Raw genomic sequence first — 25,038 nt, forward strand, 5'->3', positions numbered from 1 at the left:
GGTTGGTAGTCTTTCATCCAACTTCCTCCACTTCAATTTCAATCCTTGGTCTAGGACTGTACACCTTTCTCGTTGTATGCTCGACAATTATGTTATCATCCGTCCAAACATTGCCAGCCTTGCTGATGCTGTCATAAACCGCTTTTTCCAGATTATCTAAATCTGGTTTTTTATCTACGTAAATCCGCTCATTGATGAAATCATCATACTGTTGTACTTTCTTGGCCTTAGACCGTGGTTTAGGCGGTTCCGACATAGACTTCGGAGCAGGTATGTAGAATGTCATATCTACCTTGATTGCCCCATCAAAATATGGACCATCGTAATTCTGTCTAACAAACTCAGTGCATTTTTTCCGCCACGCAACCATCTTTCCGTCTTCATAGACAGTTGCGTGTTTACCTCGTCTTCCAGCTCTTGGACGGCTCTGCGGTTTGGGTTCGATAGGTATAATCGACTTCATAGTATGACTCCATGGAATCCCAATTCATCAAACAAATTCTTTTTATTTTCTTCGATGAACTCAAACAAGGTTTGGATTTCTTTAATGTCCTTGCTAATCTCTTTTGCTGTATAAGCACCATCGAGAATAAGTTTATCGGGAAATTCAGCTTCTAAGACTAGTCTATATTCCGGTTCGAACATATCTCCGTTCTCGTCCAATGAAAGTTGGTGTTCTTGCTTCACAAATTCTGCACTTATTTTCCAGTGAGTGTAACCAACAATTTTGAGACTTTGCTTTTCCTTGTTCGTCTCTAATGTAAAAGGTGTTTTTAAAATTGCTGTTTTTTTCATTTTTCCAAAATCCAGCGACTGCCTTTGTGTGAGTTTGGCTAAATACGGGCAGTCGCTATCGTCCAACTGTCAACTGATTGTTTCCAATTGACACGCTTTCTAGTTCGCTTTTTTCGTGGTTCACGGCACGTTATCTGTGTTCCCAGGTACAAAAGATTGTCAATTGTTTCTTCAAGTTGAAACCATTTCGGAAATTTAGGACAAATCTTTTTTCTGGGTATGTTTGCATTTTTTTATAAATATATTCAGACATATGATCAATTGGCTCTCCGCTGAACCATTTGATGCCGTTGTTTTTGGCCAATTCGAACAGCTCTCTAGCTTCTTCGATTGTTCCAGCTACCAGAGAAAATTCAGCTATAGATTCTTCCTTCAACCGCTTCATTTTTTCATCAAAATTTGTCATTTAAAGCGCCTTTCTAAAATATCCCTGCAATCAAATCATCTAAATTGATGACACGGTCCAGGGTTCGCTTACTGCGGCAGTAGTCACAATTTCCGCAACCTTTCGGTTTGATTTCGCCTGCAATAATACCCGCAACACGTTCGACGTTATTTTCGAAGAATTGCAGACCTTCATCCAAGCGATATTGCGGTAAATCGACAAGCATTTTATCAGGCACATCTTCTTTACTGACAGCTACAACGAACGGAACGAAATTTGGATAGCCCATTTGTCGCAACAATTCCTGATACAGCCCCAGCTGGACATCGTAGCGAAAACCTAAAATGTTAGCAGCAGCTCCAGGCATTTTCTTTCGTTCCACGTCAGACCATTCAAGACCACGGATAGTCTTCATAGTTTTCAGATCCGCAAAATAGCCCTCAGTCAAGTTGATACTATCCACCTTACCCTTGACCTTGATACCGAAGATTTCGCCTTCTAAAATCATCTCCTTGCGGACATCATCGCCTGGAGCACCACGGTAAAGTCCCAAGAATTTCTTATCATCTTTCAGAGCATCTATCATGTTCTGGGCGACTTGGAACTCTTTCTTCAGCTCGCCCTTGGTCGCACCACGACTCGAAATCAGCCGAGATTTGTTGGCGTCAACAAACTTAGCGTGAGCTTCTTCACTCTCAAAATAACTATGCACATAATTGCCAACGAGCAAGGCGGTATCATCACGCTTGTCCGTCCACTCCTTATCGTCAATAGCCTTAGCTTTCGCTTCGCAGTCCATATAAGCCTTAAAGCGAGAATTTGAAAGCCATTGACGGTCTTGGTAGTAATTTTCTTCAGTCAAACTCATACTTCCACTTCTCCTTTATAGTACACTTCTACCTTATACCTTTCTGCTACTTGACGACACTTATTTTCATAAAATTCAATTGCTTCTTCTTCGGTATCAAATAACCATTCACCGTCTGGATAGGTATCAAAATATTGTTGCACTTTAAATTTTTTTGCCATTACAATTTCATCCATTCTCCTAATTTCTCAACAACTATCCCATGCTGTTCATACAAACCACCCTTACCACCGAATAACTTAGCGGTTTCTCCGTCTGGGAAAGTAACTCTGAAATCACCTTGCCATTTAACCACCTTCTTATTCAGCTCTATTTTGTCCTCTGACGCGTTTTTCTGTTCGGAGGTATATTTACCCTCGGACATATTTTCTCGTTGAATTTCGTCAGAATTTGGGCGATTTTGAGCATTTCCGCTAATAGCTCCACGTTGAGCTAGAAATTCCTGCTCCATTCGGTCCTGCTCTTCTTGCCATTTTCTTGCGTCATTGACAAGTTCTTCATGGACTGCTAGTGCAGATACCCCTGAATTGAGCATATCGGCATACTTCTTCGGATCTAGTCCCTTGCTTTCTGCAATAGCAGTCATCTCTTCGATCCGTTTTGCCAGTTGTTGCTTGCGCCTAACTTCTTCACGAGTCTTATCAGCCAAGGCTTTATCATCAGCGATTGCCTGCAAGATGTCAGCCAAGCTTGCTCCTTGTTCAAAATTACGTACGTAAGGGGCTGGACCAAAGTCTGCTTTGGCGGCTGCTTCAGTAATTTTGATTAGTGCTGACTCATATTCTTTCTTCTTGGCCACTTCTTCCTCTACCAAGCTGGCAACCATATTGACTGTGGCTTTATTGGGACGAACATTGTCAGCCATAAAGCATGTCTTCTTAGAAAACTCATCAAAATACTTGCTGAACAAACGGATGTCAACGTCTTTTCCCGTGCTTGCAATAGCTTTCTGGAATAGTCCCTCAATGGTTTTGGCGCGTTTAAGTCGTTCCTGTTCTTCAAACGCCTTCACACCTTCGTCAATCGACTTGCCGATTTTGACAATTGGTTCCAACAAGCCGTCCACCCAAGCCTTGACTTCGTCGATGGGCTTGTTGTAATCTGCCAGTTTCTCCTTAACAGCTGACTTGACCTTCTTCTGCAGGTTGTTTAACTCAGCTCGGACCTTGGCATCGTCTTCAAACGTTTCTGCCGTGACAGTGTAGTTCTTGTATTTTTCAACGTATCCAGTAAGTGCCTGCTCCAACAAATCCTTGCCCACGATAGTGATTTGGGCTGGTGTGAATTCAAAGTCAAAATCTAATACTGTCGCAGTCGGAACTGGCGCCATACTTTCCAGATTGTCAAATAGAGATAGTTCTTCAGACATTAGAACGGTTCCTCCTCATCTAAGATTTCGCCCGTTTCGGCATCGATGACCTGCTTGGTTGTTTCCATTTTGGAAATATCCACTCCTGCTTCTTCAACAGTTTCCGCTTCGGAAATAGTTGCATCTTCTGCAGGTTCTTCAGCGACAATCTTGCCGGTCATCTTATCCAGGATATCCTGCCCAGCTGATTGAACCGGCTCTGCTTCTTTGATTTGACGATTGTCATCGAATTCATTTTCAGTTGTCCGGTTAACAGCTTCAATCAAGATATCACTATCGTCCGACGTATTGAAGAATTGTTTGGCTGCACGATTGATAACAGTACGTTTTGCCATTTCTTGAGGGAAGGCATTTTGGACAGATTTATTTTTCGACTGTTGCCAGCTGCGATCAATCTCTTTCTTGGTCATGACTGTCAAAATTCGCTCACCATCCACTTTTTCAATGATGCAGTAAGCACCGATAATTGCGTTATCTTGGTTGGTCCAATCTGTTTCGTGGCTTTCAAGAACCTTGCGCCCATTGTCATTGCGAATTTTAAGCACATCCCCTTCAAAGACCACCTCTGCCCAAATATCTTTCACGTTGGACAGTTGTTTGACAACCTTCATAGTCCCAAAGTAGGACCGTGTCATTTTTAATGTACTCTCATATGGAATGAAGTAACATTGGGTCTTTGCTGGACTTAACCCTTGAACAACCATGTCAAGCAAGGCATTGGCAATACTTTCTTTTGAACACTTTTCAAGCAAGTTCCCACTTGGGCTGTTGGTTATGGCAAAAAATGCTGACTTCAAAGCATTTGCCGGTGCGTAGTTTGGTGCTACTACCAAGCCTTCGTTCTGCATCTGCGACACTTTCGCATTCACGGCATCTGTAATATCTTTTTGAATAACTGCAAGATTACTCATTTCTTTCTCCTCTTCGTCTTTTTCAAATTCCAATATTCACGCTCTAAGCGTTTATTTTCTCGTTTCAGGGCAAGTATCAAGTCCTGTTGTTCGTTGATAATCTCGCCCAGCTCTCGGCCCAGGTGGAAATAATCACACCTCAGCCGTCGGATTGTATCTAGTAATTCCTCTGTCATTATGCATCCCCTACATAAATCCATTGACCGCCTCTGAACACCCATTCATCAGGATCATGCACCTGTCTCGGTTCCTCAGGTTGTAGATAGTCACGGTCATAGTCAAACCATGGGTAAGTACCGTCCATGTCGCACCTCCTAGGCCACATACTTTCTACCTAGCTCTCTGACAAGGCGGATATCCCCTGCTTTATCAGCTAGACCTGTATCCAGCAGCTTTTCCTTCTCTCCTGCCGTGGCACGTTGCCAGACAAGATTTTCACGCTCTCTCAATTTCATAGCGACCTCCTAAACAACCTGACACTTATTAGTCTTCTTCCAAAATATCAGAAAGCATTTTTTCAAAAAACGTTCCAACTGTATCATCAGCATCTTTGACTGGTTCAGCTGGCTCTTGCCCGTCCAAAGTTGTCAAGGTATATTCTGCCTGCACCTTTATTAGTTCAGCATCGAACATCTTTGTCATTGCTAAGTATTGCTCATTATCCTCACCATAAAAGTACTTTTCCGGGATTGTCAAAGCCTCGTTAATAGCACTAACCCAATCTGCCGAATATGCCAAAACCCGTGGATTGTTTTCGAACCCAGCTAAGTAGTCCCCTTCTTTATCTCGCAATACGATAAATGTGTTATTTTGTTTCATGATTTTCCTCCTGTGGATAACTCTTGTGAAATCCCTATATATATTATTTATAATAACGATTAGTTTGTTTTTAAGTTAGTTAGAGGCTTTAGCCTCTTATTGTTTATTAGTGGGCGATAGCCCCTAGATTATTATTAAGTTAGTTATTATTTTTATTTAGTTATTATTAGTGTCGGGTTTTTCAACTTTTGAACTATTCAACTTCCGTAAAGTTCAACTTTTGAACTATTCAACTTCCGTAAAGTCAGTAAGTTGTAAAAATCACTCTGGCGATTCACTTGTGGATAACTCGTCATCGACCTTTTCTTTCCAATACTCCCAATAGCTATCTGTGATAGGGATGTCGGAAACTAAAGGAAGATTCTGAACACCTTTTCTACGACCAAGACTTTTTTGATATATCCGGATATACCCTGCATCTTTTAATTCATCATATGCTGTTCTATGGGCATCACGCCCATTCTTCGAACGTTTAGAAAGTTCATCGATGTAAGGTTTCCAGGTGTCTTTGTTTGACATCAACACAAATAATAACCCTTTAGCTTGTAAACTAAGTTCGCTGTTTTGAGCAGAATGATTATTCAACTGCGTATAGTTTTTATGGATATTCCTGACAAGGTGCTGCATAAGCCATAACCATTCCTCCTAAACTTCAACAATTCCTCGCCGAAGCGTGTTATCAATCGCTGTCATGTTCGTCATATTCTAAAATCCTTTCTACATCTTCAAGATGTTCGATATCGCCAGTTCGAAGAAAACGGTCATATGATTGAGCAATTAATTCCAATCTAACCAGACTTGTCATCTTTCTAAAATCCTCCTCAACCGTTCATTTTCATCCCTTAATCGCTGATTTTCAATACGGTATTCGTTCCGTTGTTCAGCGATTTCACGGACCATATCATGCAATAATTGATTTTCCTGCTCTAGCGTGTAAAGCGGACGTGGGATAGCAGGTTTTTCTTGTTTTAAAAAATTAACCAACCATTTCTGCATATCTTTTCCACTCCTTATCCACCTGCTGAGCGTCTCTCTTTAGCCCGTTACGAGCTTTTTCAATGTCGCAGGTACTCTGATACCCCATGCCCGCTTTAAAGCCGTACAGGTAATCTCTGCGCCGAATTTCTTCAAATTCTTCACGCATTCGCTTTTTCTCAATCTTCCGCTGTTCCACAACACCTACTGTCAATATTGGCACTGCGAACAGCCCAAATGTTAAAATTGCTTCTGTCATAAATTATTTCCTCGTTTCAGACCTTGTCCAGATTGGTCTTTTAGTCTTTTTCGCTAAGCCAAATTTTAATAGCTCTTTTCTTCCATTTTGTTCCCTCTTGTTCTTTAGGGAAATTCGGTAATTTTCTGTATTTATCAAAGACGGTCCCGTCTACCTTTAGAAATCTGATGCAATCCTTTCGGTTCATCATTTCTGGGAAACCATCGTCGTTGTCCTTTTCTAGTAAAATCTCGTTTACAACGTCTCTTATTATCGATTTTATCCATTCGGACAAGTCAACAAATATCTTGTCCATAATAGGCCTCCTATGTTATAATTTAAGTAAGTAATTTTGGTAATCCACTGTTCCCGCAGTGGTTTTTTGTGTAGTAAATTTGATATAATTAAAATAAAAATGAGGTTGCCATGATAAATATAGATACTCAAATTCTACATTCCAGATAGCATTGATGATGCTATTACTGCACTAACGCTTATGTCCCTCGCTCACAATCTCCTTGACAACTGCACAAATACTATGAGACTGGATTAGTAGCTTATAAAATTCTGCAGTTACTTCTGCCAATCTAATCGCTTCATCATCAATTGGGCTATTATAGCCTTCTAGATGATGAAGTTTTTTTGTCAGCTGATCAGATAGGTGCTCAGTTTGGGCAAGGATTGATTTCTGAAGAGTTACAACCGAACTCATTAAATCCGTTTTATATGTTGTTGGAAATCCTTTCTCTTCCATAGGCTCTCCTTTCTAGTTTGGTTGGTCCTCCTGTGCTACAATAAAACTGAAAGGAGGTGACTTTATGAATTCAAAGCAAATTCAAATAAACTTTGATGGTGACTTTAGACAGGTTGTATTGAAATTAGCAAATACATACCAACCTAAAGAAGTTCCGGAAGATTTTAAAGCAAATAACTTGTCTGAGTTTATCCAAGTTATGTCTGCAGCAATGGCTAACGATTTTTCTTCTCAACTTCAACCGTTGCTTGCTCAGAAACTTCATGAGGTAATTCAGAAACAGTTGCCTTAATAACCTTTCCTGCTAGCCTTGTAACAATTTCAAGGTTAGCTTTTTTATCTTCTTCCATCCCCTTCTCCTTTCTACGCAGTAAACACCGCATTACCTTGTTTGTCCAAGTAGCCAACTACTGTATGGCTATTTGCGTAACCACATCGTGGGTTAACTCTAGGAAACCGCATCACTTCTTTTAAGATGAGCGTTCTTTTTTCGTTACAGTCGTAGACTGTTAGAAAACCTTTCTCTTTCAGAGAATTTGTTGTTTTATTGCGTTTTCTTATGAGTTCAATTCCTGGCATCTTTGTCTTCCTTTCTGTTTGTTAGTTGGGTAGTTTCAGAAAATCCGAAACGTCATCCAAAAAAATATCGTCAACGCTGACATCTAGTGCTTTTGCTAAAGCTACCAAATTTTCGTAACTTGCTTTCCTCAAACTAGAAATATTGTTTTCGTAATTCTGAATAGTTCTAGCAGTTATGCCTGTTTCAGCTGACAACTCTTCTTGAGTTAAGTTTCTAAACCGACGTAAAGCTCTTAGTGAGTTAGCCATTCATTTCTCCTTTCTTGATTTGTAAGTCTATTATACACTTCAGTTTTTCCGAAGTCAAGAATTTTATTTCATTTTTTCAGAAATATTTTTCGCTTTTTGTTTTACTCATTTCGGATAAAGTGATATTATATAGTAAAGAAACACGAAAGGAATTTCGCGACATGGCAGAAGAAAAAAATTATTTTGCTTCTAACTTAAAATTACTGAGGCAGAAATATGGAATGGAGCAGATAGATTTAGCAAATCGTCTAGGAAGAAAGAGTTCTTCTTCCGTTAGCGAATGGGAACGCGGGAAATACACCCCAAAAGCTGGTGTCTTAAATGACATTGCAAGGATTTTCGATGTCTCTCTATCACAGTTGATGTCGTCTGATTTATCGCATCCAGCTCCCTCCCCTCACCCCACTCCCACAATCGACCTCTCAAATCTCCGCGAGCGTGTGGTCTTATTCGACGGCAAACCACTCTCGGATGAAGATGTAGAGAAAATCACCAAGATCATTGAGCTATCCTTGGAGGTTAGTGCTAGTGAAGATAGATGAACTTTTAGAAGAATACAAAGTTAAATTATTTGTTTATCCAGACGATATGTGGGATAGACCTGGACTTTATTTTCCAGATTTACGAACTATCTACATATCTGCTGCACTCACTAAAGCTGAGCGAGAACGAGTAATATTGCATGAGCTTGGACACATTAATCACAATCCTGTCAACTACTCTCGATGCTTACTGCAGTATGAGAATCAAGCTGACAGATTTATGGTTAGAGAACTGCTCAAGGAATATCTTAGTAAGTACGACCCGAATGATTTTAACTGGTTGTACTTTGCAAAAACTAACAAAATCGCAACCAGCTGGGGCGAGCGAATGATACAAGAAGAATTTTATAAATTGGTTAGTTAATTGAAAGGAGTACATTATGGGATTATTAAATTTTTCATTTGGAAAAAAGAAAAAAACTTATACTCAGAATAAGAGCGAATATCCGGTCAATTCCAATCAAAGCACTTTAGAAATAAAACCATTTTATAACGCAAAACTTGAATGCGGACTTACTCCAGGGCAACTTATTCTAATTGACTGGACAAACAAAACAGGAAGAAGTGAAAATTTTCCAGGATACTTCAAATACACTTTTGGGATTGACGCTAAAAGAGAACAGGAGAAGTTATTAAACAACGGATATTTTGAATTTTTTAAAACTTTGAAACCTTTAAAAGTCCCTGAATTAAAATCTATTCTTATAGCGCATCAACTTCCCGCCACAGGAAAAAAAGAAAATCTTTCGAGGCGGATAACAGAAAATATTGATTTAAATTCTCTTGAAATTCCTGTATCTTATATCTTGACCGACAAGTCAAAAGATATATTAAACAAAAATGACGGATACGTCAGATCTTATCATGATAAATATTTCGATATGGAGAGTTACCATGCATATAAAAATGAACTAGCTTTTAATGGCGGATATGGTGATATTAAATGGGCATATCTTAACGATGAATCTATTAAAAATACTTTAGCAGGAGACTATGGCTTACTTAGAAATACTAAATTTGCTCAGTATCACCAATTATTTGATGAAAACAAAATAGTAGATTCATTTTCTTTTATTATTGAAGTCTTTTTAATGGATGTATCGGGCTTAGATAATGGGTATAATTATGATAGAAAACCGTATTATGACAATATTTTTGTCAATACAAATATATTAAATAAGATACAAGTTATTGGAGATCAGTTAGATCAAGATGATTTTGAATTCGCATTTGATCGTGCTTGTTGGATTATATCTAATTTGCCTGCCAATCACTTTCTAACAAATGATGACTATTCATTTTTAAAAGAAAACATTCTATCAGCAACAACTGAGAAAATAGAAAAGTATTTCGAAAAATATTCTAAATTTAAACGAAGATTAGAGTAAAAAAATCCCACACTCTCCGAACCATCGGCGAGGTTGTGGATATTTATAGGGGATAGGAGGAAACATGGAACAAGATGAATATCTAAATTCTAGACTTGATAATCAAATTTCATGGTACGATAAGAAAAGTCAACACCATCAAAAATGGTATAAATGTTTGAAATGGACGGAAGTGTTCCTTGGATTCTTAGTTCCGATTGTAACCACTTCTAAACTCCCTTGTTATGGATTGATATCAGCTATTTGTGCAGGCGGGATGTTGCTTTGTGAAAGTTTTATTTCTATCTCGAAACACCGAGATAATTGGATTGACTATCGTCGTACGACAGAATTATTAAAACATGAAAAGTATATGTTTTTAACGAAGACTGGAGTATATAAAAATGAAAATGATAGCTTTGCATTACTTGTAGAGCGTTGCGAGACTATCATTTCTAGCGAAAATATAAACTGGGCTAATTTACAAACCGATACCATTCAAAGAAAGGATACCTGATGGCTAAGCATAAATGTTTTATTTCATTTAAATCCCAAAATATGGATTACAAAACATATATACAGAATGAACTGGATGTAGACATGATCGATAAATCTTTAAACGAACCGATACAATCCCAAGACGAAAACTACATCATGCGAAAAATACGAGAAGATTACCTAAAAGATTCCACGGTTACTATACATCTTATCGGACAATATAGCTCCGAAAATAATTGGCTACAAAATCAGAATTACATAAAGCGTGAATTGCAAGCTTCACTATCTAATACATCTGCAGGAACAAGAAACGGTATACTAGGCGTTGTACTACCCGAAATGTATGACAACATTTATACCGGCACTTACACTTGCAGTGAGTGCGGAAGTAGTCATAACGGTGTGAAAATCAACGACGACACAACAGTATCAGAATTTAACTACAACTACTACTTGCCACTCAATCAAGGAAAATGTGCATGGACTGAAGAAGATAGATATTGTGCGTTAGTTAAATGGGAAGATTTTATAAAAAGTCCAAATGAATATATTGACAAAGCTTTTGAAAAGCGAAATAATGAAAATTTAACGAAAAAAATAAAGGTCAGACCATAGAAGTCCAACCTTAAAGAATTTCATAAGTTTTAGCAAAAATATCTGGTTTTACAGGGTAACGCTCCCCATCAACACCAGTGATAACCCAATCACCTGCAGAAGCCTTCATAGTGCCTTCCAGGGTCTCTATATACTGTACTTCACTGATTTGCTCTGCGTCAACCACTACTGGAATTTTTCTAACTTTAACCATATTTACCACCTGCCTGCTATTTTTGATTACATTATAGCATACTTTAGAAGAAAATAAAAAAAAGCCCCACGCTCAACTTTGACCGGTCCGAGCGCAAGGCAAAAAGGTAAAGAAATCTTTTCAAAAGACATTATCTTTTGAAGTGTTTTCTTATACCCATTTTAACAGAAAATGAGGTAAAAAACAATGAATATTAAACCGTACATAAAAAACGGAAAGACTTATTACAAATTCGTACTATATGTTGGTGTAGTTGACGGGAAACGAAAATACGTCAAGCGTGCCAATTTTAAAACAAAGGCCGATGCTAGAGCGACAATACTTTCTTTGCAAGAAGAAATTGACCGACCTGTAGGTGATTTGACCTTCCAAGAGCTGACAGAGAAATGGCTAAAAATCTACGAAACTGAGGTAGCAGAAAGCACCTATATCAAAACAAGTAGGAACATCAAACACCACATCACTCCAACTATCGGACACCGGAGGATTTCTGAGATTACAGCCCTGGAACTGCAACACCACACGCAACACTGGTGTTCCAAATTAAAATACGGCAGGAAAATATTAGGTCTGGTCAAAACGATCTATCGTTACGCAGTACGTATGGGCTTCATTGCCATCAGTCCGGCAGAAAGTGTCACAGCCCCGAAACTAAAACGAACCGTCAGCACGACCAAAGACTTCTACGACAAGCACGAATTAAAAGAGTTCATGCAAAGAGTAGAGGCAACTGGGGACATTCGCAAAATAGCTCTCTTCCGAGTACTGGCTTTTACAGGTATTCGCAAAGGCGAACTCCGTGCGCTTCATAAAGACGACCACTACTCTAAAACCTTGCGGATCAATAAAGCAGTCACAAGAGGTTTTGCAGGCGAAGAGATAGGGCCAACTAAGAACAGTTCTAGCGAACGTCTGATTAGCTTAGACGATAAGACAGACCAAATTCTACATGAGTTAAAACGACAATACCCAACCACCACACTCTTATTTGAGAGCGAAACAGGGGGCATTCTGTCACCCACCGACCCTAGAAGATGGTTACTTGAAATCATAGAAGGAACAACGCTATCAGAAATTAACATCCACGGTTTTCGCCATACCCATGCCAGCTTGATATTCGATGCAGGCATGACACTTAAACAAGTTCAGCACAGATTGGGGCACTCCGATATGAAGACCACAATGAATGTTTATACACATATTACCCAATCAGCAGTGGACAATATCGGAGAAAAATTTTCAAAATACTTAGATTTTTAAGTTATCATTCTCACGTTTTGGGTATCACTTTGGGTATCACTTATATGAAAAATTGTGATAATTTATGATAGCACAAAACACAAAAAACGTTGATTTAACAACGTTTTTGACAAGTTATAACAAGTTATAAAAACCATATATGGAGCTGGTGGGAGTCGAACCCACGTCCAAACACCTGCTAACTTATTCGTCTACAACCATAGGTTATGTCTTGCTTTAACTTGGGCTCGATACATAACTCAAACCTAGACCAAGCGAGTCAGTAAATCTCTTTTGGAACAGCCTGACTCAATCCCAACGTAGCTTGTTATTTTAAGACCAATCAGCAAACACAAGCAATTCGCGAATGGTCACGCAGGCAGGTTATTAAGCTGCTAATGCGTAAGTGTTTGTATTTTTTGCAGTTATATTTAACTGGCATTTTTACATCTGCCGATGAGTTGCAGAACAAGCCTCATAATGCCTGTCGAATCCGTAACAACCCCGTAGGATTTGATACAGGAATTATTATAGCAGAATTTTTTATAAATAGCAAAATTATTTTACATTTTCCTTACAATTTAAAAAATTTTTGAAATATGGTAAAATGAAAGTATGTATAAATTTTGGCAAAAAACCATTCAAGTATTAAGTATTTTGACCCTTATCGGGACTGCTATTTTTCTGTTTTGGCTCTATAAGATTGGCATTTTGAACGACCAAAATGTCTTAAGCGATTTAATCAAAAGCCAAGGTGCTTTAGGTAGCCTCTCCTTTTTAGCTATTCAGATTATTCAAGTTGTATTTCCGATTATTCCAGGCGGTGTTACGACTGTTGTAGGTTTCCTCGTATTTCATTTTTGGTGGGGATTCTTTCTCAATTATCTTGGAATTTCAATCGGTAGTATCATCCTTTTCTGGTTGGCTCGTCGCTATGGAAAGAAATTTTGTCTTCTCTTCATGTCTGAAGATACGTTTTACAAATATGAAAGCAAAATTGATAATAAACGTAGTTATGAAATTTTCTTTGTTCTTTGTATGCTTTCTCCCATTTCTCCAGCTGACATAGTGGTAATGATTACTGGATTAACAAGCATGAGCTATCGGAAATTTATTATGATTACTTTACTTTGTCGCCCTTTCTCAGTTGTGGCCTATAGCTTCTTTTGGATCTATGGCAGCCAATGGTTGCAGCAATTGTTAGGATAAAAATGAACACCCTTATCTTCGGACAAGGGTGTTTTGTTTATTCTACAATCTGCTGATACATATGTGGTCTGCGGTCTCTAAAGAGTCCCCAATCCAAACGTTCACGCGCACCCTTATCCAAGTCATAAGTAGCTAGCAAGACTGCTTCTTCCTCCCGTCCCGCTTTTTCAATCACTTCACCTGTTTCATCCGTCATAAAGGATGAACCATAGAAACGCAGGCTAGAAGACTGCCCACCATTTTCTGTAGAAGGTTGAACTTCCTCCAGACCAATCCGATTGGCTGCAATAACTGGGGTGATATTGGCCGCAGCATGGCCCTGCATAGTCCGCTGCCAATGGCCCTGACTATCCGTATCCAAAATCGGCTCCGAACCAATGGCTGTTGGGTAAAAGAGTAATTCCGCCCCATTCAAAGCTAAACAGCGGGCAGTTTCTGGGAACCATTGGTCCCAACAGATGCCAATGCCAATTTTCGCATAACGAGTTTCCCAGACTTTAAATCCAGTATTTCCAGGTGTGAAGTAAAACTTCTCCTGATAATAATGGTCGTCAGGGATATGAGTCTTGCGGTAAACTCCCAAAACACTACCATCCGCATCAATAACTGCAATCGAGTTATACAGGCTATTGCCATCCTTTTCATAAAAAGAAACGGGCAAAACCACCTGCAATTCCTTGGCAATAGGAATAAAGTGCTGAACAGCAGCATTTTCCTCTACAGACTTGGCATAGTTATAATAATCATACTGGCGTTCTTGACAAAAATAAGGACGCTCAAAGAGTTCAGGCAGGAGAATAATCTGCGCTCCCTGACGAGCAGCCTGTCTGACCAAACGCTCTGCGGTCGCCAAATTTTCCCAAAGGTCCTGACTACACTGCATCTGGACAGCTGCTACAGTAACATTTCTCATATTTTCTTCCTTTTCATAATTTCTTTATGGGAGATACAAGGGCTCTGAGACAAGGAAGGCCAGAGCCGGCTATACTGGAGTATGCCAATCCGGCTTGACGCTGTATCAGAGTCATTTAGCCCCATAAAGGGGGATTTGCTGGGTGATACAGTGAATATTCCCACCCCCTAGCAGGATGTCGCGAGCTGGTATGCCAACGACTTTTCTAGTTGGAAAAAGCTGCGCTAAAAGATTAAGTACCTGCGCATCATGCTCGTCATCAAACTGAGGTACCAGAACCGCGCCGTTACTGACGTAAAAATTCACATAGGAAGCCGCCAAGCGTTCTCCAACAGTCCTTTCTTCCTCCCCCGCTTCATAAACATAGCCTGGCAAGTCCTCTTCTGTTATTAGAATAGGATATTTGGGAATAGGCAGTTTGTGGACGGTCAACTTTCTCCCCTTGGCATCAACCTGTTTTTCCAAGTAGTCCAAATCAGCCTTGGACATGGTATATTGGGGGTCTGCCTCATCATCCGTCCAGGCTAAAACTATCTCAGCTGGACCGACGAAGGCCGCAACATTGTCCACATGTTCATTGGTTTCATCATTGAAGATACCATATGGGAGCCAGAGGACCTTTTCAGCTCCGAGAGTATCTAGAAGCACTTGCTCAATCTGAACCTTTGTCAGATGAGGATTGCGACCTGGACTGAGCAAACAAGATTCGGTCACCATGATGGTTCCTTCACCATCGCTATGGATGGCTCCTCCTTCCAGGACAAAGGGATGGACATCATGGACTGGCAGACCGATGGCCTTGCTAAATCGACTAGCCACCTGATCATCTGCTTCATAGTCCTGATAAAGACCATCGTAGCTTCCGCCCCAAGCGTTAAAGGCCCAATCGACAGACAAAGCTCTGCCATTTTCATGAACCAAGACCGTCGGACCTGTGTCACGCGCCCAAGCGTCGTTTGTGGGGATGTCCAGGTAGGTAACACCATCACCCAGCATGGATTGGGCCTCCTCACGGTGTGCTTCATTCACCAAGAGATAGACCTGCTCGCTTTCAGCAATGGTTTTGATGACCTGGCTGAAGGATTTTTTTGCCCCCTGACCATCAAAGGGCCAGGAACCAGGGCGGGTCGGCCACACCATTAGGGTTCCATGATGGGGCTCATACTCAGCAGGCATGCGGTAACCCGCTGCTTTGGGATTTTCTATCATGACAACCTCCCCTTGAAATCTTCATAGCCAAAGCTTTTGATAATTCGACAGTCGCCTGTCTGATCCATCAAGACCAGACTTGGCAGACCGATGCCATTGAAGGTATTATTTTTGACAAAAGAATAGATGGCCATGTCCTCAAAATAGAGCTTGTCACCAATCTCCACAGGCTTTTCAAAGGAATAATCGCCGATGATATCGCCCGTCAGACAGGTATTAGAAGACAGTCGGTAAGTATAGGACTTTTCACCAGCCTCAAAGCCATGGCGAAGCGGTGGACAATAGGGCATTTCCAAGACATCAGGCATATGGCAAGTAGCCGAAGCATCCAAAACCAGCGTCTCAATACCATTTTCAACGATATCTAAAACTTCTGTCACCAAATACCCCGCATTGAGGGCAATGGCTTCACCAGGCTCAATGTAAATTTCCAATCCATAAATTTCCTGCATGTGCTGGATAGAGGATATCAGCAATTCTACATCATAGTCTTCTCTGGTCACATGGTGGCCACCACCCATATTGAGCCATTTGACTTTGTGAAGGTAGGGACCGAATTTGGCCTCAACAGCATCCAAGGTCGTTTTCAAATCATCTGAATTTTGTTCGCAGAGAGTATGGAAATGCAGGCCATCCACCAAGTCCAGCAGGTCTTCTGAAAACTGGTCAATGCGAACACCAAAACGAGAACCCGTTGCGCAGGGATCATAGAGTGCATGTTCACCTTGGGTGGAACATTCGGGATTGATGCGTAAACCAACACTGACTCCTGCTACTCTGCATTTGTCAACGTGCTTGCGGAGCTGGCGCGCTGAATTGAAGACAATGTGGTCAGAAATCTCCAGAAGTTCATCCATATCGCTATCCTTAAAGGCTGGGGCAAAAACATGAACCTCGCCTCCAAATTCCTCACGACCCAGCCTAGCTTCATAAAGACCTGAAGCAGTTGTTCCAGCTAAGTACTGACTGATTAGCGGATAGGTAGCATACATGGAGAAGGCCTTTTGAGCCAAGAGCACCTTGCAACCTGTACGCTCTTGGACAGACTTGAGAATTTCTAAATTGTTGACCAGCTTGGCTTCGTCAATGACATAGGCTGGCGTTGGGACTTGATCAATTCTCATCTAGTCCACCAAAACTGGATTTTCTACTACCTGCCAAGGTAGACCATACTGGTTGAGCAGGTCCATAAATGGATCTGGATCCAATTCCTCCAAGTTGTAAACCCCTGGTTTCTTCCAAGTTCCGTCCATGACAAGCTTGGTTCCAATCATAGCAGGAACACCAGTTGTGTAGGAAATAGCCTGTGAACCAACTTCCTTGTAACATTCCTGGTGGTCACATACGTTGTAGATGTAGATGGTCTTCTCCACACCGTCTTTGACACCAGTGAAAATACAGCCGATGTTGGTCTTGCCAACTGTACGAGGACCAAGGCTAGCAGGGTCTGGTAATAGTGCTTTAAGGAATTGGATTGGCACCACTTCTTGTCCATTAAAGTTGATTGGATCCGTACGCAAGAGACCAACATTTTCCAAACATTTCATGTGAGTCAAGTAGGATTGACCGAAAGTCATAAAGAAGCGGATGCGTTTGACACCTGGAATATTCTTAGCAAGGGATTCGATTTCTTCGTGGTGGAGGAGGTACATGTCTTTCTGGCCAACTTCTGGGAAATCATATTCTCGTTTGATCGACATAGCTTCGACTTCCACCCATTTGCCGTTTTCCCAGTAGGAACCTGGTGCTGAAACTTCACGCAAGTTGATTTCTGGGTTAAAGTTGGTCGCAAATGGATAACCGTGGTCTCCACCGTTACAATCTAAGATGTCGATGTAATGAATTTCATCGAAATAATGTTTTAATGCGTAGGCTGAGAAGACGCTGGTCACCCCTGGATCAAATCCGGATCCCAAAAGTGCTGTCAGCCCTGCTTTTTCAAAACGCTCCTTATAAGCCCACTGCCATGAGTAGTCAAAGTAAGCCGTAAAGCCCTCTTCAGCACAGTGTTTTTCGTAAATAGCCCGCCATTCTGGGTCTTCTGTATCCTCACACTCGTAGTTGGCCGTGTCGATATAGTCCACGCCCGTCGCCAAGCAGGCATCCATGATGGTCAAGTCTTGGTAAGGCAGGGCAACGTTCAAGACTGCTTTTGGCTGGTAGCTTTCAATCAAGGCAATCACTTCTTCTACCTTGTCCGCATCCACTTGGGCAGTTTCAATTTTTACAGACGTTTTTTCTTCCAAAACAGCCTTCAAATCATCACACTTGGACTTGGTACGGCTGGCAATCATGACTTCCTTGAAGGTATCTTCTGCCTGACAAACCTTGCTGATGGCAACTTGGGCAACTCCGCCACAACCAATAACTAACAAACGACTCATTATTTTTTCTCCTCTTCTTCTAAAATGTCTTCCACGTATCGAGGCAAGAGAAATGCTCCGATGTGGAGGTTAGCGGTATAGTATTCTGTGAAAAGCTGGCGCGCCTTCCATTTTTCCTTATCAAAATCTTCGATGGGATGGTATTTTTTAGAGGCAAAGCCAAATAACCAATAACCTGCCGCAGATGTCGGAATATGGGCCTGATAAACACGGCTGATAGGGAAGGATTGAGTCGCCTTCCGATGCATGGAACGAAAGGCAGACTCATCTTCGTCATAAAATGGCGAACCATGCTGATAAACCATGATGCCATCTTCCTTCAAAGCTCGGTAGGCGTTTCCATAAAATTCCTTAGTAAAGAGCCCTTCCGTGTGTCCAAATGGATCTGTCGCATCATTGATGATGATGTCGTATTCATTTTCACAGTTGCGCAAAAAACGCAGACCATCCTGTAAATAGACCTCGACCCGCTCATCTTCTAAGCCAGTTGCATAGTCTGGGAAATACTGACGACAAACTTCCACAAGGAGTTCATCTGGCTCTACAACGTCAATACGTTCGATTTCAGGATACATACTGAGAACTTGGGCAACGCCACCATCTCCCCCACCCAAAATCAAGATTTTCTTGGGATTGGGATGGACGGCCATGGGCACATGGACAGCCATTTCGTTGTAAACAAAATCATCTGCATCTGAAAAGAGAACCCGACCATTGAGGGTCAAAATCTTTCCAAAGGCTGGCGAGTCCAAGACATCTATATCTTGGTATTCGCTTTTTCCAGCATAAAATTGTTGACTGGTGCGAATGGATAACTTGACATCTGGCGTTTGAACTTCTGAAAACCACATTTCCATGACTAGTCCTCCTTAATGACATTGATGAAATTGACATCTGGATCTTCTGTCCCTTGGACGGAACAACCGCGCTCCTTGGCGAAGATGATGTAGTCAACAATTTCCTGGGTCACTCGTTCACCTGGAGCTAAAAGCGGAATACCTGGCGGGTAGCACATGACAAATTCCCCACAGACCTGACCAACTGCTTCTTGCAGGGAACGGCTTTCCCGCTCTGCATAAAAGGCTTCCTGCGGTGACAAAACCAGCTGCGGCTGGATGTATTCTCCCGAAATCAAATCCGAACCATCTCGTGAGTAAAGACGCTTGATGTCAGCCAGAGCCCCCACCAGCCGCTCGATATCCTGCAAGCGGTCACCGATTGAAATATAGGCCAGGATATTGCCAATATCACCAAATTCAATCTGGATGTCATACTCATCCCGCAACAAATCATAGACTTCAATCCCTGTCAGACCAATGCCCTGCGTATAGATGGAGAGCTTGGTTACATCGAAATCATGCACCGTTTTACCATCAATCAATTCTTTTGAATAGGCATAGTAGCCACCGATAGCGTTGATTTCACGACGAGCATACTCAGACATTTCAATGACTTTTTCAAAGGATTCCTTGCCTCGAAGGGCCAGATTTCTCCGTGAAATATCCAAACTAGCCAGCAAGAGATAGGAAGCGGATGTCGACTGGGTCAGATTGATAATCTGGCGGACATACTCCACATTCATATCTGGACCGACCAATAGGAGAGAGCTCTGGGTCAGACTACCACCTGATTTGTGCATGGAAACAGCTGCCATATCAGCCCCCACATCCATAGCCGCCTCTGGCAATTTTTCCGAAAAATGCAAATGAGCTCCGTGGGCCTCATCTACCAAAACTTTCATGCCCGCTGCGTGAGCTTTCTCAGTCAAGCTATGCAGGTCCGAGCAGATGCCATAATAGGTCGGATTGTTAATCAAGACAGCTACCGCATCAGGATGCTCAGAAATCGCCCGTTCAAAGGCATCATTTTCCAAGGAAAGAGCAATACCAATCCGTGGCTCCACGCTCATATCCACATAGACAGGGATGGCGCCACAGAGGACAAGGGCATTGAGGGCTGACTTATGGACATTTCGGGGAAGGATAATCTTATCGCCTGCCTTACAAGTCGCCAGAATCATGGTCTGGACGGAAGAGGTTGTCCCTCCAACCATGAGAAAGGCATGACTGGCACCAAAGGCTTCTGCTGCCAATTCCTCCGCCTCTCGAATAATGGAGACTGGATGCCCTAGATTATCCAAAGGTTTCATAGAATTGACATCAATCCCCACGCATCTTTCTCCTAACAGTTCGACCAACTCTGGATTACCCCGTCCCCGTTTGTGTCCTGGGACATCAAAGGGAACAATCCGTTTTCGGCGTAACTGTACCAATCCCTGATAAATAGGGGCTTGGTGTTGATTTTTCATATCGAAAAACTCCTTTGCTTGATGGACTCCTACCCTTTTTAACAAAGCAAAAAGAGCAGGGTTCATCCTGCTCTACAATCCAAATTGACGTTTTTTATTCTTCTCTTGAGTTTATGTGCCTACCGTTTCCTACTCTCCAGTGCAAATATATACGTACTTTATTGACCGTTTCACAAGATGACGTGTGCTTTCACCACACTAAATTTGATATACGAATTAGGGATGAACCCTAAAATCAACTTATAAAATGTAGGCTTTTAACCCTATCAATAATGTGGCTTACGCCACGCTTCGGCATTCGACCCGCCTGTCCGTAGGCTTTGGTTATGATCAATAGCAGAGCTACTCATCCCATATAGGTCTGATATTTGCTAGAATAGGTATGACTACTTTTCCTAGGCCTGTTTATTGTAACACGGAAATTTCTCTTTGACAAGTATAATTTTTAATATTTTTTATAAAAAAATCCAAACATTAATAAAAAAATGGCTTCAAACGTTCGAAACCATTTTGTTTTTTTATTTAATTCCTAATGCAATTCGAGCATAACGACTCATTTTTTGAACGGTCCAAGCTGGTGACCAAACCAGTCTCACATCTACTTCTGTTACTTCAGGAACATCCTTCAGTACATCATGAATTTGATCGGTAATTAGATCAGCTAATGGACAACCCATGGTCGTCAAGGTCATATCAATTTCAGCCTTGCCCTCAATAAATCGGATTTCATAAATTAGCCCTAAATTGATAATATCAATACCTAGCTCAGGGTCAATCACATCTTCAAGAGCATGAAAAACACGCTCCTGAATGTCTTTAATTTGATCTTCTGTGTACGTCATTTTTCTCTCTTTCTTGTTCACAAGTTCAATACTAGAAAAGAAACAAACCAAGTTTGTGTCAAAAAGTCCACTGGACGTTACGCTCCCTTTCTAATTTCAAGGCGAGCGGTTAAAAAGGTACGCAGTACCTTCGCTCGTTTCCTGTTTTCAGCGAGCGGTTGAAAACCTCCCCCGGAGGTTAACCTCGCTTTCTTATTTCTAGGCTCGGGTTAAAACACCACGCCAGTGGTGTTTTAATCCTCTATAAAATCTCTGAGTGGTTTGCTGCGGGATGGGTGGCGGAGTTTACGGAGGGCTTTGGCTTCGATTTGGCGGATGCGTTCACGGGTTACGTTAAAGACTTTACCAACATCTTCAAGCGTGCGCATTTTACCATCGTCTAAACCAAAACGAAGACGCAATACGTTTTCCTCACGGTCAGTAAGAGTATCCAATACCTCATCTAACTGTTCACGAAGAACGACACGAGTTGTGTAATCAACTGGATTTTCAATGACTTCGTCTTCGATAAAATCTCCAAGATGACTATCATCTTCTTCACCAATTGGGGTCTCGAGCGAAACAGGCTCTTGGGCAATCTTGAGGATTTCACGAACTTTCTCGGGTGTCATATCCATACGCTCAGCGATTTGTTCTGGTGTTGGATCTTGCCCCAATTCTTGCAGGAGATTGCGTTGCTCACGAACCAATTTGTTAATGGTTTCTACCATATGGACAGGGATACGAATCGTGCGAGCCTGATCGGCAATAGCACGCGTAATAGCCTGACGAATCCACCAGGTTGCATAAGTTGAAAACTTAAAACCTTTAGAGTAGTCAAACTTGTCAACTGCCTTCATCAAGCCCATGTTTCCTTCTTGGATAAGATCAAGGAACTGCATACCACGGCCGACATAGCGTTTGGCAATGGAAACAACCAAACGCAAGTTGGCTTCAGCCAAACGTTGTTTCGCTTCTGGGTCACCTGCTTCAACTGCTAACGCCAATTCTTGCTCTTCTTCGTTGGTCAAGAGTGGCACAACCCCAATTTCTTTCAAATACATGCGGACCGGGTCGTTAACTTTTGCAGAAGTGCTTCCGAGCAATTCCTCATCAGATAATCTTGGTTCTTCCTCTACCTGCATAGCACGAGCAGAAGGGTTCCCTTCTTTATCAACAATCGAAATCCCTGCATCCTGAATACGTTGGAGCAAATCATCAATCCCATCAGCAATAAGCGTAAATGGAATAACCAGTTGGTCATTGATTTCATCGTCTGTAGCTGAACCTTGTTTTTTATGGTTACGGATAAATTCGGCAACTTGTACATCAAAAGTAGTTACTTCTGTTTTTTTATCTTTTTTATTGGTCATATTTACTCCATTTGTCTTCTTCTATCGATGAGTTTTTGCAACTCATCGAGGGCAATATCTGCATTTCCCACATGGGAATGTTCACGGATTTTCCGTGCTAGGTGCTGGTTCTCCTTCTTTAACAATTCCTTGTCTCGCCGAATTTCTAATTCTTCGATTTCGTGTGGAGATACTTCATTAGGTAAACGTTCTTCCTGCATACGATACCAAGCCTGTTGAGCGGAATCGTTCAACTGTGATAGTTCAAAACTGGTAATTTCCCCAGATTTTTTTAACATGTCATAAATAGCTTGCAATTCTGGCGTCGCAAAATAAAAATCTTCTCGTAAACGGAACTCATTGAGAATATAAGGATGTTCAACCATCCGATAAAGTAAATGGTTTTCTGTTCGAATAAGACTCGTTATACGAGCAATCGTTTGGACTGGTGGCAAATAAGACTGACCAGTCTGTGATTGAAATACCTGTTGTGTTCTCTCCTGCCGCTGGTTCAGACGAACAGCATTTACTGCCTGTTCCACCTGATTATAATCAAAGTCAGAAAGTAAATCCGCCACCTTATAAATATAAGAATTTTGAGCTGTAATGGATGATACTTTGGCAATAATTGGTGCAATCTTATCTACAAACTCAATCTGCATTTGTAGATTGTCAGGATTTTCAGGTTTCAAGTATTGAATCAAAAATTCTACATCGCTGATTCGTGACTTGGTTAAAACCTGTTGCAAGGCTTCTTCCGAATTTTTCTGCAAAAATTCATCTGGGTCCATATTATCTGGCAAGCTCACGATTTCAACCTGAAAATCTTGTAGTTCATCCAACGCCTTCATGGTAGCAGCCTGTCCAGCCTTATCCCCATCATAAGTCAGAACAATTTTCTTACAAAACTTAGCTAGATGTGCAACATGCTCTCTTGTCAAAGCTGTTCCCATGGAAGCCACTGCATTATCAATACCTACACGATGAGCAGCAATGACATCTAGAAAACCTTCCATGAGATAGGCTTCACGTTGCTTCTTAATAACCGCTTTAGCCTTGTCCAAATGATACAATTCATAGCTTTTATTGAAAATCGCAGTACTACGAGAGTTTTTATACTTAGCTATTTGTTTATTGTTTCGATCCTCTTCGGTCCAAATCCGACCTGAAAAAGCTACAATTCGACCATATTCATCAGTTAGCGGAAACATGATCCGCCCTTGAAAAGCATCGAAAATCATATTCTGCTCACTGGGATTGAAAAGACCCGAATTCAATAGACTTTCTTCGTCATATTGACCTGATAGTTTTTGGTAAAGAATATTCTGTTCGGCAGGAGCTAAGCCTAGCTGGAATGTTTTTATGACATCATCTGTCAAGCCACGTTGGTGTAGATAAGCTCTAGCTTCCTCACCCATTTTGGTTGTCATCAAAAGGGCATGATAAAACTTTGCAGCATCCCGATGAATATCATACAGTACCTGATGCGGACTAACCCTTTTCTCCTCTTGATGATAGGAAGGAGTTACATCTACTTGAAACCCTGCCTTCTCAGCTAAGATAGCTACCGCATCTGCAAAAGAAACACCACGAACTTCTTCGACAAACTTAAATACATCGCCAGACTTCCCACATCCAAAACAATGATAGAACTGCTTGTCCTCGACAACGTTAAAAGAAGGTGTCTTTTCGCCATGAAAAGGACAAAGGCCAATATAGTTTCGTCCAGCTTTAGTCAGTGCAATAGTTTCACCAATTACATCCACAATATTGAGGGCTTGTTTGATTTCTGTTATTCTATCTTTTGACAGCATGCACCCTCCTCAATATTCTTATCCTAATAGAAAAGCGGACACTCTCCCCTTAGTTTAGCATACTCTATTTTATACTAAAAGAAGGAAAATGTAAAATTTCTGAAACAAATTACTTGTAAAATAATTTTTAACGGTTATTATATATAGAGTAAAATATTTATGAAAGGACATATTTAGGATATGTTGAAAGATTTGAAAGCCTTTTTGTTCCGTGGAAACGTGATTGATTTGGCTGTCGGTGTGATTATTGCATCTGCATTTGGTGCAATCGTTAAATCATTGGTTGAAGATGTAATTACTCCATTGTTCTTGACGCCAGCTTTGAAAGCTGCTGGTGCAGAAAAAATCGCTGACTTGTCATGGAACGGTGTAGCATACGGTAACTTCTTGAGTGCTGTTATCAACTTCTTGATTGTTGGTACTGTTCTCTTCTTCATCGTTAAGGCTGCGGAAAAAGCTCAAAGCTTGGCTAAGAAAGAAGAAGCTGCTGTTGAAGAAGCTACACCTGCTGGTCCAACTCAAGAAGAATTGCTTGCAGAAATCCGCGATTTGTTGAAAAAATAATATTTTAGCAGGTCTAGTGCTTGTTTTTTGTTCATAAAAATAGAAGATGCAGGTACTCTACCCGCATC

37 protein-coding genes and 1 other RNA gene are annotated in these 25,038 nt (G+C 41.1%); 8 read left to right on the top strand and 30 right to left on the bottom strand.

Annotated features, from left to right (window positions below):
• Positions 1–13: 13 nt before the first annotated feature.
• The 19 genes from K6969_RS07350 to K6969_RS07440 all read right to left on the bottom strand — a co-directional run bounded on the left by K6969_RS07350 (position 14) and on the right by K6969_RS07440 (position 7,942).
• A complete protein-coding gene (locus tag K6969_RS07350; RefSeq protein ID WP_170240082.1) occupies positions 14–463 on the bottom strand; it encodes a RusA family crossover junction endodeoxyribonuclease in 450 nt (149 codons plus the stop codon).
• Positions 460–861, bottom strand: a complete 402-nt coding sequence (locus K6969_RS07355; RefSeq protein WP_249339168.1) for a hypothetical protein — start codon at positions 859–861, stop codon at positions 460–462. The genes K6969_RS07350 and K6969_RS07355 overlap by 4 nt, the downstream gene beginning before the upstream one ends.
• Positions 862–925: 64 nt before the next feature.
• Positions 926–1,201 (bottom strand): hypothetical protein, encoded by a 276-nt coding sequence (locus K6969_RS07360; protein ID WP_171943211.1) that lies wholly within the window; start codon positions 1,199–1,201, stop codon positions 926–928.
• Between the two features lie 13 nt (positions 1,202–1,214).
• Entirely contained in the window at positions 1,215–2,048 is an 834-nt protein-coding gene (locus K6969_RS07365) for a PD-(D/E)XK nuclease-like domain-containing protein (RefSeq protein WP_171943210.1), read from the bottom strand.
• Positions 2,045–2,224, bottom strand: a complete 180-nt coding sequence (locus K6969_RS07370; protein ID WP_171943209.1) for a hypothetical protein — start codon at positions 2,222–2,224, stop codon at positions 2,045–2,047. Before K6969_RS07370 ends, K6969_RS07365 begins: the two co-directional genes overlap by 4 nt.
• Positions 2,209–3,417 carry a DUF1351 domain-containing protein gene (locus K6969_RS07375; RefSeq protein ID WP_321537354.1) on the bottom strand — a complete coding sequence of 403 codons (1,209 nt, stop codon included), beginning with the start codon at positions 3,415–3,417 and terminating at the stop codon, positions 2,209–2,211. The genes K6969_RS07370 and K6969_RS07375 overlap by 16 nt, the downstream gene beginning before the upstream one ends.
• Positions 3,417–4,328 (bottom strand): recombinase RecT, encoded by a 912-nt coding sequence (locus K6969_RS07380; RefSeq protein ID WP_321537355.1) that lies wholly within the window; start codon positions 4,326–4,328, stop codon positions 3,417–3,419. Before K6969_RS07380 ends, K6969_RS07375 begins: the two co-directional genes overlap by 1 nt.
• The gene (locus K6969_RS07385; protein ID WP_171943206.1) at positions 4,325–4,504 is read right to left on the bottom strand and encodes a hypothetical protein; all 180 of its coding nucleotides are present in this window, start codon (positions 4,502–4,504) and stop codon (positions 4,325–4,327) included. The genes K6969_RS07380 and K6969_RS07385 overlap by 4 nt, the downstream gene beginning before the upstream one ends.
• Positions 4,504–4,632 carry a hypothetical protein gene (locus tag K6969_RS07390; protein ID WP_014636676.1) on the bottom strand — a complete coding sequence of 43 codons (129 nt, stop codon included), beginning with the start codon at positions 4,630–4,632 and terminating at the stop codon, positions 4,504–4,506. Before K6969_RS07390 ends, K6969_RS07385 begins: the two co-directional genes overlap by 1 nt.
• A 10-nt stretch (positions 4,633–4,642) precedes the next feature.
• Complete coding sequence (locus K6969_RS07395) at positions 4,643–4,783, bottom strand: hypothetical protein (protein ID WP_171943205.1); 141 nt, start codon at positions 4,781–4,783, stop codon at positions 4,643–4,645.
• Positions 4,784–4,811: 28 nt separating this feature from the next.
• On the bottom strand, positions 4,812–5,147 hold the full coding sequence (locus K6969_RS07400) for a hypothetical protein (RefSeq protein ID WP_171943204.1): 336 nt from the start codon (positions 5,145–5,147) through the stop codon (positions 4,812–4,814).
• 261 nt (positions 5,148–5,408) lie between these two features.
• A complete protein-coding gene (locus K6969_RS07405; protein WP_125177347.1) occupies positions 5,409–5,774 on the bottom strand; it encodes a transcriptional regulator in 366 nt (121 codons plus the stop codon).
• Between the two features lie 174 nt (positions 5,775–5,948).
• Entirely contained in the window at positions 5,949–6,143 is a 195-nt protein-coding gene (locus K6969_RS07410; RefSeq protein WP_053864607.1) for a hypothetical protein, read from the bottom strand.
• Positions 6,124–6,381 (bottom strand): hypothetical protein, encoded by a 258-nt coding sequence (locus tag K6969_RS07415; protein WP_321537356.1) that lies wholly within the window; start codon positions 6,379–6,381, stop codon positions 6,124–6,126. Before K6969_RS07415 ends, K6969_RS07410 begins: the two co-directional genes overlap by 20 nt.
• A gap of 40 nt (positions 6,382–6,421) precedes the next feature.
• Positions 6,422–6,676, bottom strand: coding sequence for a hypothetical protein (locus K6969_RS07420; RefSeq protein ID WP_044767882.1), 255 nt, complete (start codon positions 6,674–6,676; stop codon positions 6,422–6,424).
• A 171-nt stretch (positions 6,677–6,847) separates the two neighbouring features.
• The gene (locus tag K6969_RS07425) at positions 6,848–7,114 is read right to left on the bottom strand and encodes a hypothetical protein (RefSeq protein WP_171942899.1); all 267 of its coding nucleotides are present in this window, start codon (positions 7,112–7,114) and stop codon (positions 6,848–6,850) included.
• A gap of 215 nt (positions 7,115–7,329) precedes the next feature.
• Positions 7,330–7,464 (bottom strand): hypothetical protein, encoded by a 135-nt coding sequence (locus tag K6969_RS07430; protein ID WP_269088255.1) that lies wholly within the window; start codon positions 7,462–7,464, stop codon positions 7,330–7,332.
• A gap of 13 nt (positions 7,465–7,477) precedes the next feature.
• Entirely contained in the window at positions 7,478–7,693 is a 216-nt protein-coding gene (locus K6969_RS07435; protein WP_024419573.1) for a hypothetical protein, read from the bottom strand.
• A gap of 21 nt (positions 7,694–7,714) precedes the next feature.
• Positions 7,715–7,942, bottom strand: a complete 228-nt coding sequence (locus K6969_RS07440) for a helix-turn-helix domain-containing protein (protein WP_171942898.1) — start codon at positions 7,940–7,942, stop codon at positions 7,715–7,717.
• A 161-nt stretch (positions 7,943–8,103) separates the two neighbouring features.
• On the opposite strand from K6969_RS07440, the gene K6969_RS07445 reads away from it, so the two are divergent.
• From K6969_RS07445 to K6969_RS07465, 5 genes are all read left to right on the top strand, one after another.
• Positions 8,104–8,484: a helix-turn-helix domain-containing protein gene (locus K6969_RS07445; RefSeq protein ID WP_171942897.1), complete on the top strand. Its 381-nt coding sequence runs from the start codon at positions 8,104–8,106 to the stop codon at positions 8,482–8,484.
• Complete coding sequence (locus tag K6969_RS07450; protein WP_171942900.1) at positions 8,471–8,848, top strand: ImmA/IrrE family metallo-endopeptidase; 378 nt, start codon at positions 8,471–8,473, stop codon at positions 8,846–8,848. The genes K6969_RS07445 and K6969_RS07450 overlap by 14 nt, the downstream gene beginning before the upstream one ends.
• Before the next feature lie 16 nt (positions 8,849–8,864).
• Complete coding sequence (locus K6969_RS07455) at positions 8,865–9,872, top strand: SAP domain-containing protein (RefSeq protein ID WP_321537357.1); 1,008 nt, start codon at positions 8,865–8,867, stop codon at positions 9,870–9,872.
• A gap of 64 nt (positions 9,873–9,936) precedes the next feature.
• Positions 9,937–10,368 carry a DUF4231 domain-containing protein gene (locus tag K6969_RS07460; RefSeq protein ID WP_043025716.1) on the top strand — a complete coding sequence of 144 codons (432 nt, stop codon included), beginning with the start codon at positions 9,937–9,939 and terminating at the stop codon, positions 10,366–10,368.
• Complete coding sequence (locus K6969_RS07465) at positions 10,368–10,964, top strand: TIR domain-containing protein (RefSeq protein WP_043025713.1); 597 nt, start codon at positions 10,368–10,370, stop codon at positions 10,962–10,964. The genes K6969_RS07460 and K6969_RS07465 overlap by 1 nt, the downstream gene beginning before the upstream one ends.
• 10 nt (positions 10,965–10,974) lie before the next feature.
• Here K6969_RS07465 and K6969_RS07470 read toward each other — a convergent pair whose 3' ends face one another.
• Positions 10,975–11,157: a hypothetical protein gene (locus K6969_RS07470; protein ID WP_027974606.1), complete on the bottom strand. Its 183-nt coding sequence runs from the start codon at positions 11,155–11,157 to the stop codon at positions 10,975–10,977.
• A 186-nt stretch (positions 11,158–11,343) separates the two neighbouring features.
• On the opposite strand from K6969_RS07470, the gene K6969_RS07475 reads away from it, so the two are divergent.
• The gene (locus tag K6969_RS07475) at positions 11,344–12,417 is read left to right on the top strand and encodes a tyrosine-type recombinase/integrase (protein WP_321537358.1); all 1,074 of its coding nucleotides are present in this window, start codon (positions 11,344–11,346) and stop codon (positions 12,415–12,417) included.
• Between the two features lie 137 nt (positions 12,418–12,554).
• On the opposite strand, the gene ssrA is transcribed toward K6969_RS07475, so the two are convergent.
• Positions 12,555–12,902, bottom strand: a transfer-messenger RNA (tmRNA) gene (gene ssrA / locus K6969_RS07480).
• Positions 12,903–13,011: 109 nt separating this feature from the next.
• Between ssrA and K6969_RS07485 the strand changes: the two genes are divergently transcribed.
• The gene (locus K6969_RS07485) at positions 13,012–13,605 is read left to right on the top strand and encodes a TVP38/TMEM64 family protein (protein WP_024377438.1); all 594 of its coding nucleotides are present in this window, start codon (positions 13,012–13,014) and stop codon (positions 13,603–13,605) included.
• Positions 13,606–13,642: 37 nt separating this feature from the next.
• Here the strand turns inward: K6969_RS07485 and aguB are convergent, their stop codons facing one another.
• From aguB to dnaG, 9 genes are all read right to left on the bottom strand, one after another.
• A complete protein-coding gene (gene aguB, locus K6969_RS07490) occupies positions 13,643–14,518 on the bottom strand; it encodes an N-carbamoylputrescine amidase (RefSeq protein ID WP_029173278.1) in 876 nt (291 codons plus the stop codon).
• 111 nt (positions 14,519–14,629) lie between these two features.
• Positions 14,630–15,727, bottom strand: coding sequence for an agmatine deiminase (aguA, locus tag K6969_RS07495; RefSeq protein ID WP_321537359.1), 1,098 nt, complete (start codon positions 15,725–15,727; stop codon positions 14,630–14,632).
• Positions 15,724–16,851 carry a carboxynorspermidine decarboxylase gene (gene nspC / locus K6969_RS07500; protein WP_029173276.1) on the bottom strand — a complete coding sequence of 376 codons (1,128 nt, stop codon included), beginning with the start codon at positions 16,849–16,851 and terminating at the stop codon, positions 15,724–15,726. The genes aguA and nspC overlap by 4 nt, the downstream gene beginning before the upstream one ends.
• A complete protein-coding gene (locus K6969_RS07505; protein ID WP_029173275.1) occupies positions 16,852–18,111 on the bottom strand; it encodes a saccharopine dehydrogenase family protein in 1,260 nt (419 codons plus the stop codon).
• Entirely contained in the window at positions 18,111–18,968 is an 858-nt protein-coding gene (gene speE, locus K6969_RS07510) for a polyamine aminopropyltransferase (protein ID WP_321537360.1), read from the bottom strand. Before speE ends, K6969_RS07505 begins: the two co-directional genes overlap by 1 nt.
• Positions 18,969–18,970: 2 nt before the next feature.
• Positions 18,971–20,419 carry an aminotransferase class I/II-fold pyridoxal phosphate-dependent enzyme gene (locus K6969_RS07515; RefSeq protein ID WP_029173273.1) on the bottom strand — a complete coding sequence of 483 codons (1,449 nt, stop codon included), beginning with the start codon at positions 20,417–20,419 and terminating at the stop codon, positions 18,971–18,973.
• 518 nt (positions 20,420–20,937) lie between these two features.
• Positions 20,938–21,261, bottom strand: a complete 324-nt coding sequence (locus tag K6969_RS07520) for a metal-sulfur cluster assembly factor (RefSeq protein ID WP_002942999.1) — start codon at positions 21,259–21,261, stop codon at positions 20,938–20,940.
• 233 nt (positions 21,262–21,494) lie between these two features.
• Complete coding sequence (gene rpoD, locus K6969_RS07525; RefSeq protein ID WP_171942892.1) at positions 21,495–22,613, bottom strand: RNA polymerase sigma factor RpoD; 1,119 nt, start codon at positions 22,611–22,613, stop codon at positions 21,495–21,497.
• A gap of 2 nt (positions 22,614–22,615) precedes the next feature.
• A complete protein-coding gene (gene dnaG, locus K6969_RS07530; RefSeq protein ID WP_029173271.1) occupies positions 22,616–24,406 on the bottom strand; it encodes a DNA primase in 1,791 nt (596 codons plus the stop codon).
• A gap of 180 nt (positions 24,407–24,586) precedes the next feature.
• Here dnaG and mscL point away from each other — a divergent pair, with 180 nt between their 5' ends.
• Entirely contained in the window at positions 24,587–24,970 is a 384-nt protein-coding gene (gene mscL / locus K6969_RS07535; protein ID WP_024378005.1) for a large conductance mechanosensitive channel protein MscL, read from the top strand.
• The last annotated feature ends 68 nt before the right edge of the window (positions 24,971–25,038 follow it).

The organism is Streptococcus suis (assembly GCF_019856455.1).
In the GTDB taxonomy this organism is placed as follows: domain Bacteria; phylum Bacillota; class Bacilli; order Lactobacillales; family Streptococcaceae; genus Streptococcus; species Streptococcus suis_AE.

Coding starts and splice junctions, on each gene's coding strand:
- K6969_RS07350 (WP_170240082.1), bottom strand. CDS start 463: ATGAAGTCGATTATACCTATCGAACCCAAACCGCAGAGCCGTCCAAGA.
- K6969_RS07360 (WP_171943211.1), bottom strand. CDS start 1,201: ATGACAAATTTTGATGAAAAAATGAAGCGGTTGAAGGAAGAATCTATA.
- K6969_RS07365 (WP_171943210.1), bottom strand. CDS start 2,048: ATGAGTTTGACTGAAGAAAATTACTACCAAGACCGTCAATGGCTTTCA.
- K6969_RS07370 (WP_171943209.1), bottom strand. CDS start 2,224: ATGGATGAAATTGTAATGGCAAAAAAATTTAAAGTGCAACAATATTTT.
- K6969_RS07375 (WP_321537354.1), bottom strand. CDS start 3,417: ATGTCTGAAGAACTATCTCTATTTGACAATCTGGAAAGTATGGCGCCA.
- K6969_RS07380 (WP_321537355.1), bottom strand. CDS start 4,328: ATGAGTAATCTTGCAGTTATTCAAAAAGATATTACAGATGCCGTGAAT.
- K6969_RS07385 (WP_171943206.1), bottom strand. CDS start 4,504: ATGACAGAGGAATTACTAGATACAATCCGACGGCTGAGGTGTGATTAT.
- K6969_RS07390 (WP_014636676.1), bottom strand. CDS start 4,632: ATGGACGGTACTTACCCATGGTTTGACTATGACCGTGACTATCTACAA.
- K6969_RS07395 (WP_171943205.1), bottom strand. CDS start 4,783: ATGAAATTGAGAGAGCGTGAAAATCTTGTCTGGCAACGTGCCACGGCA.
- K6969_RS07400 (WP_171943204.1), bottom strand. CDS start 5,147: ATGAAACAAAATAACACATTTATCGTATTGCGAGATAAAGAAGGGGAC.
- K6969_RS07405 (WP_125177347.1), bottom strand. CDS start 5,774: ATGCAGCACCTTGTCAGGAATATCCATAAAAACTATACGCAGTTGAAT.
- K6969_RS07410 (WP_053864607.1), bottom strand. CDS start 6,143: ATGCAGAAATGGTTGGTTAATTTTTTAAAACAAGAAAAACCTGCTATC.
- K6969_RS07415 (WP_321537356.1), bottom strand. CDS start 6,381: ATGACAGAAGCAATTTTAACATTTGGGCTGTTCGCAGTGCCAATATTG.
- K6969_RS07420 (WP_044767882.1), bottom strand. CDS start 6,676: ATGGACAAGATATTTGTTGACTTGTCCGAATGGATAAAATCGATAATA.
- K6969_RS07425 (WP_171942899.1), bottom strand. CDS start 7,114: ATGGAAGAGAAAGGATTTCCAACAACATATAAAACGGATTTAATGAGT.
- K6969_RS07430 (WP_269088255.1), bottom strand. CDS start 7,464: ATGGAAGAAGATAAAAAAGCTAACCTTGAAATTGTTACAAGGCTAGCA.
- K6969_RS07435 (WP_024419573.1), bottom strand. CDS start 7,693: ATGCCAGGAATTGAACTCATAAGAAAACGCAATAAAACAACAAATTCT.
- K6969_RS07440 (WP_171942898.1), bottom strand. CDS start 7,942: ATGGCTAACTCACTAAGAGCTTTACGTCGGTTTAGAAACTTAACTCAA.
- K6969_RS07445 (WP_171942897.1), top strand. CDS start 8,104: ATGGCAGAAGAAAAAAATTATTTTGCTTCTAACTTAAAATTACTGAGG.
- K6969_RS07455 (WP_321537357.1), top strand. CDS start 8,865: ATGGGATTATTAAATTTTTCATTTGGAAAAAAGAAAAAAACTTATACT.
- K6969_RS07460 (WP_043025716.1), top strand. CDS start 9,937: ATGGAACAAGATGAATATCTAAATTCTAGACTTGATAATCAAATTTCA.
- K6969_RS07465 (WP_043025713.1), top strand. CDS start 10,368: ATGGCTAAGCATAAATGTTTTATTTCATTTAAATCCCAAAATATGGAT.
- K6969_RS07470 (WP_027974606.1), bottom strand. CDS start 11,157: ATGGTTAAAGTTAGAAAAATTCCAGTAGTGGTTGACGCAGAGCAAATC.
- K6969_RS07475 (WP_321537358.1), top strand. CDS start 11,344: ATGAATATTAAACCGTACATAAAAAACGGAAAGACTTATTACAAATTC.
- K6969_RS07485 (WP_024377438.1), top strand. CDS start 13,012: ATGTATAAATTTTGGCAAAAAACCATTCAAGTATTAAGTATTTTGACC.
- aguB (WP_029173278.1), bottom strand. CDS start 14,518: ATGAGAAATGTTACTGTAGCAGCTGTCCAGATGCAGTGTAGTCAGGAC.
- aguA (WP_321537359.1), bottom strand. CDS start 15,727: ATGATAGAAAATCCCAAAGCAGCGGGTTACCGCATGCCTGCTGAGTAT.
- nspC (WP_029173276.1), bottom strand. CDS start 16,851: ATGAGAATTGATCAAGTCCCAACGCCAGCCTATGTCATTGACGAAGCC.
- K6969_RS07505 (WP_029173275.1), bottom strand. CDS start 18,111: ATGAGTCGTTTGTTAGTTATTGGTTGTGGCGGAGTTGCCCAAGTTGCC.
- speE (WP_321537360.1), bottom strand. CDS start 18,968: ATGGAAATGTGGTTTTCAGAAGTTCAAACGCCAGATGTCAAGTTATCC.
- K6969_RS07515 (WP_029173273.1), bottom strand. CDS start 20,419: ATGAAAAATCAACACCAAGCCCCTATTTATCAGGGATTGGTACAGTTA.
- K6969_RS07520 (WP_002942999.1), bottom strand. CDS start 21,261: ATGACGTACACAGAAGATCAAATTAAAGACATTCAGGAGCGTGTTTTT.
- rpoD (WP_171942892.1), bottom strand. CDS start 22,613: ATGACCAATAAAAAAGATAAAAAAACAGAAGTAACTACTTTTGATGTA.
- dnaG (WP_029173271.1), bottom strand. CDS start 24,406: ATGCTGTCAAAAGATAGAATAACAGAAATCAAACAAGCCCTCAATATT.
- mscL (WP_024378005.1), top strand. CDS start 24,587: ATGTTGAAAGATTTGAAAGCCTTTTTGTTCCGTGGAAACGTGATTGAT.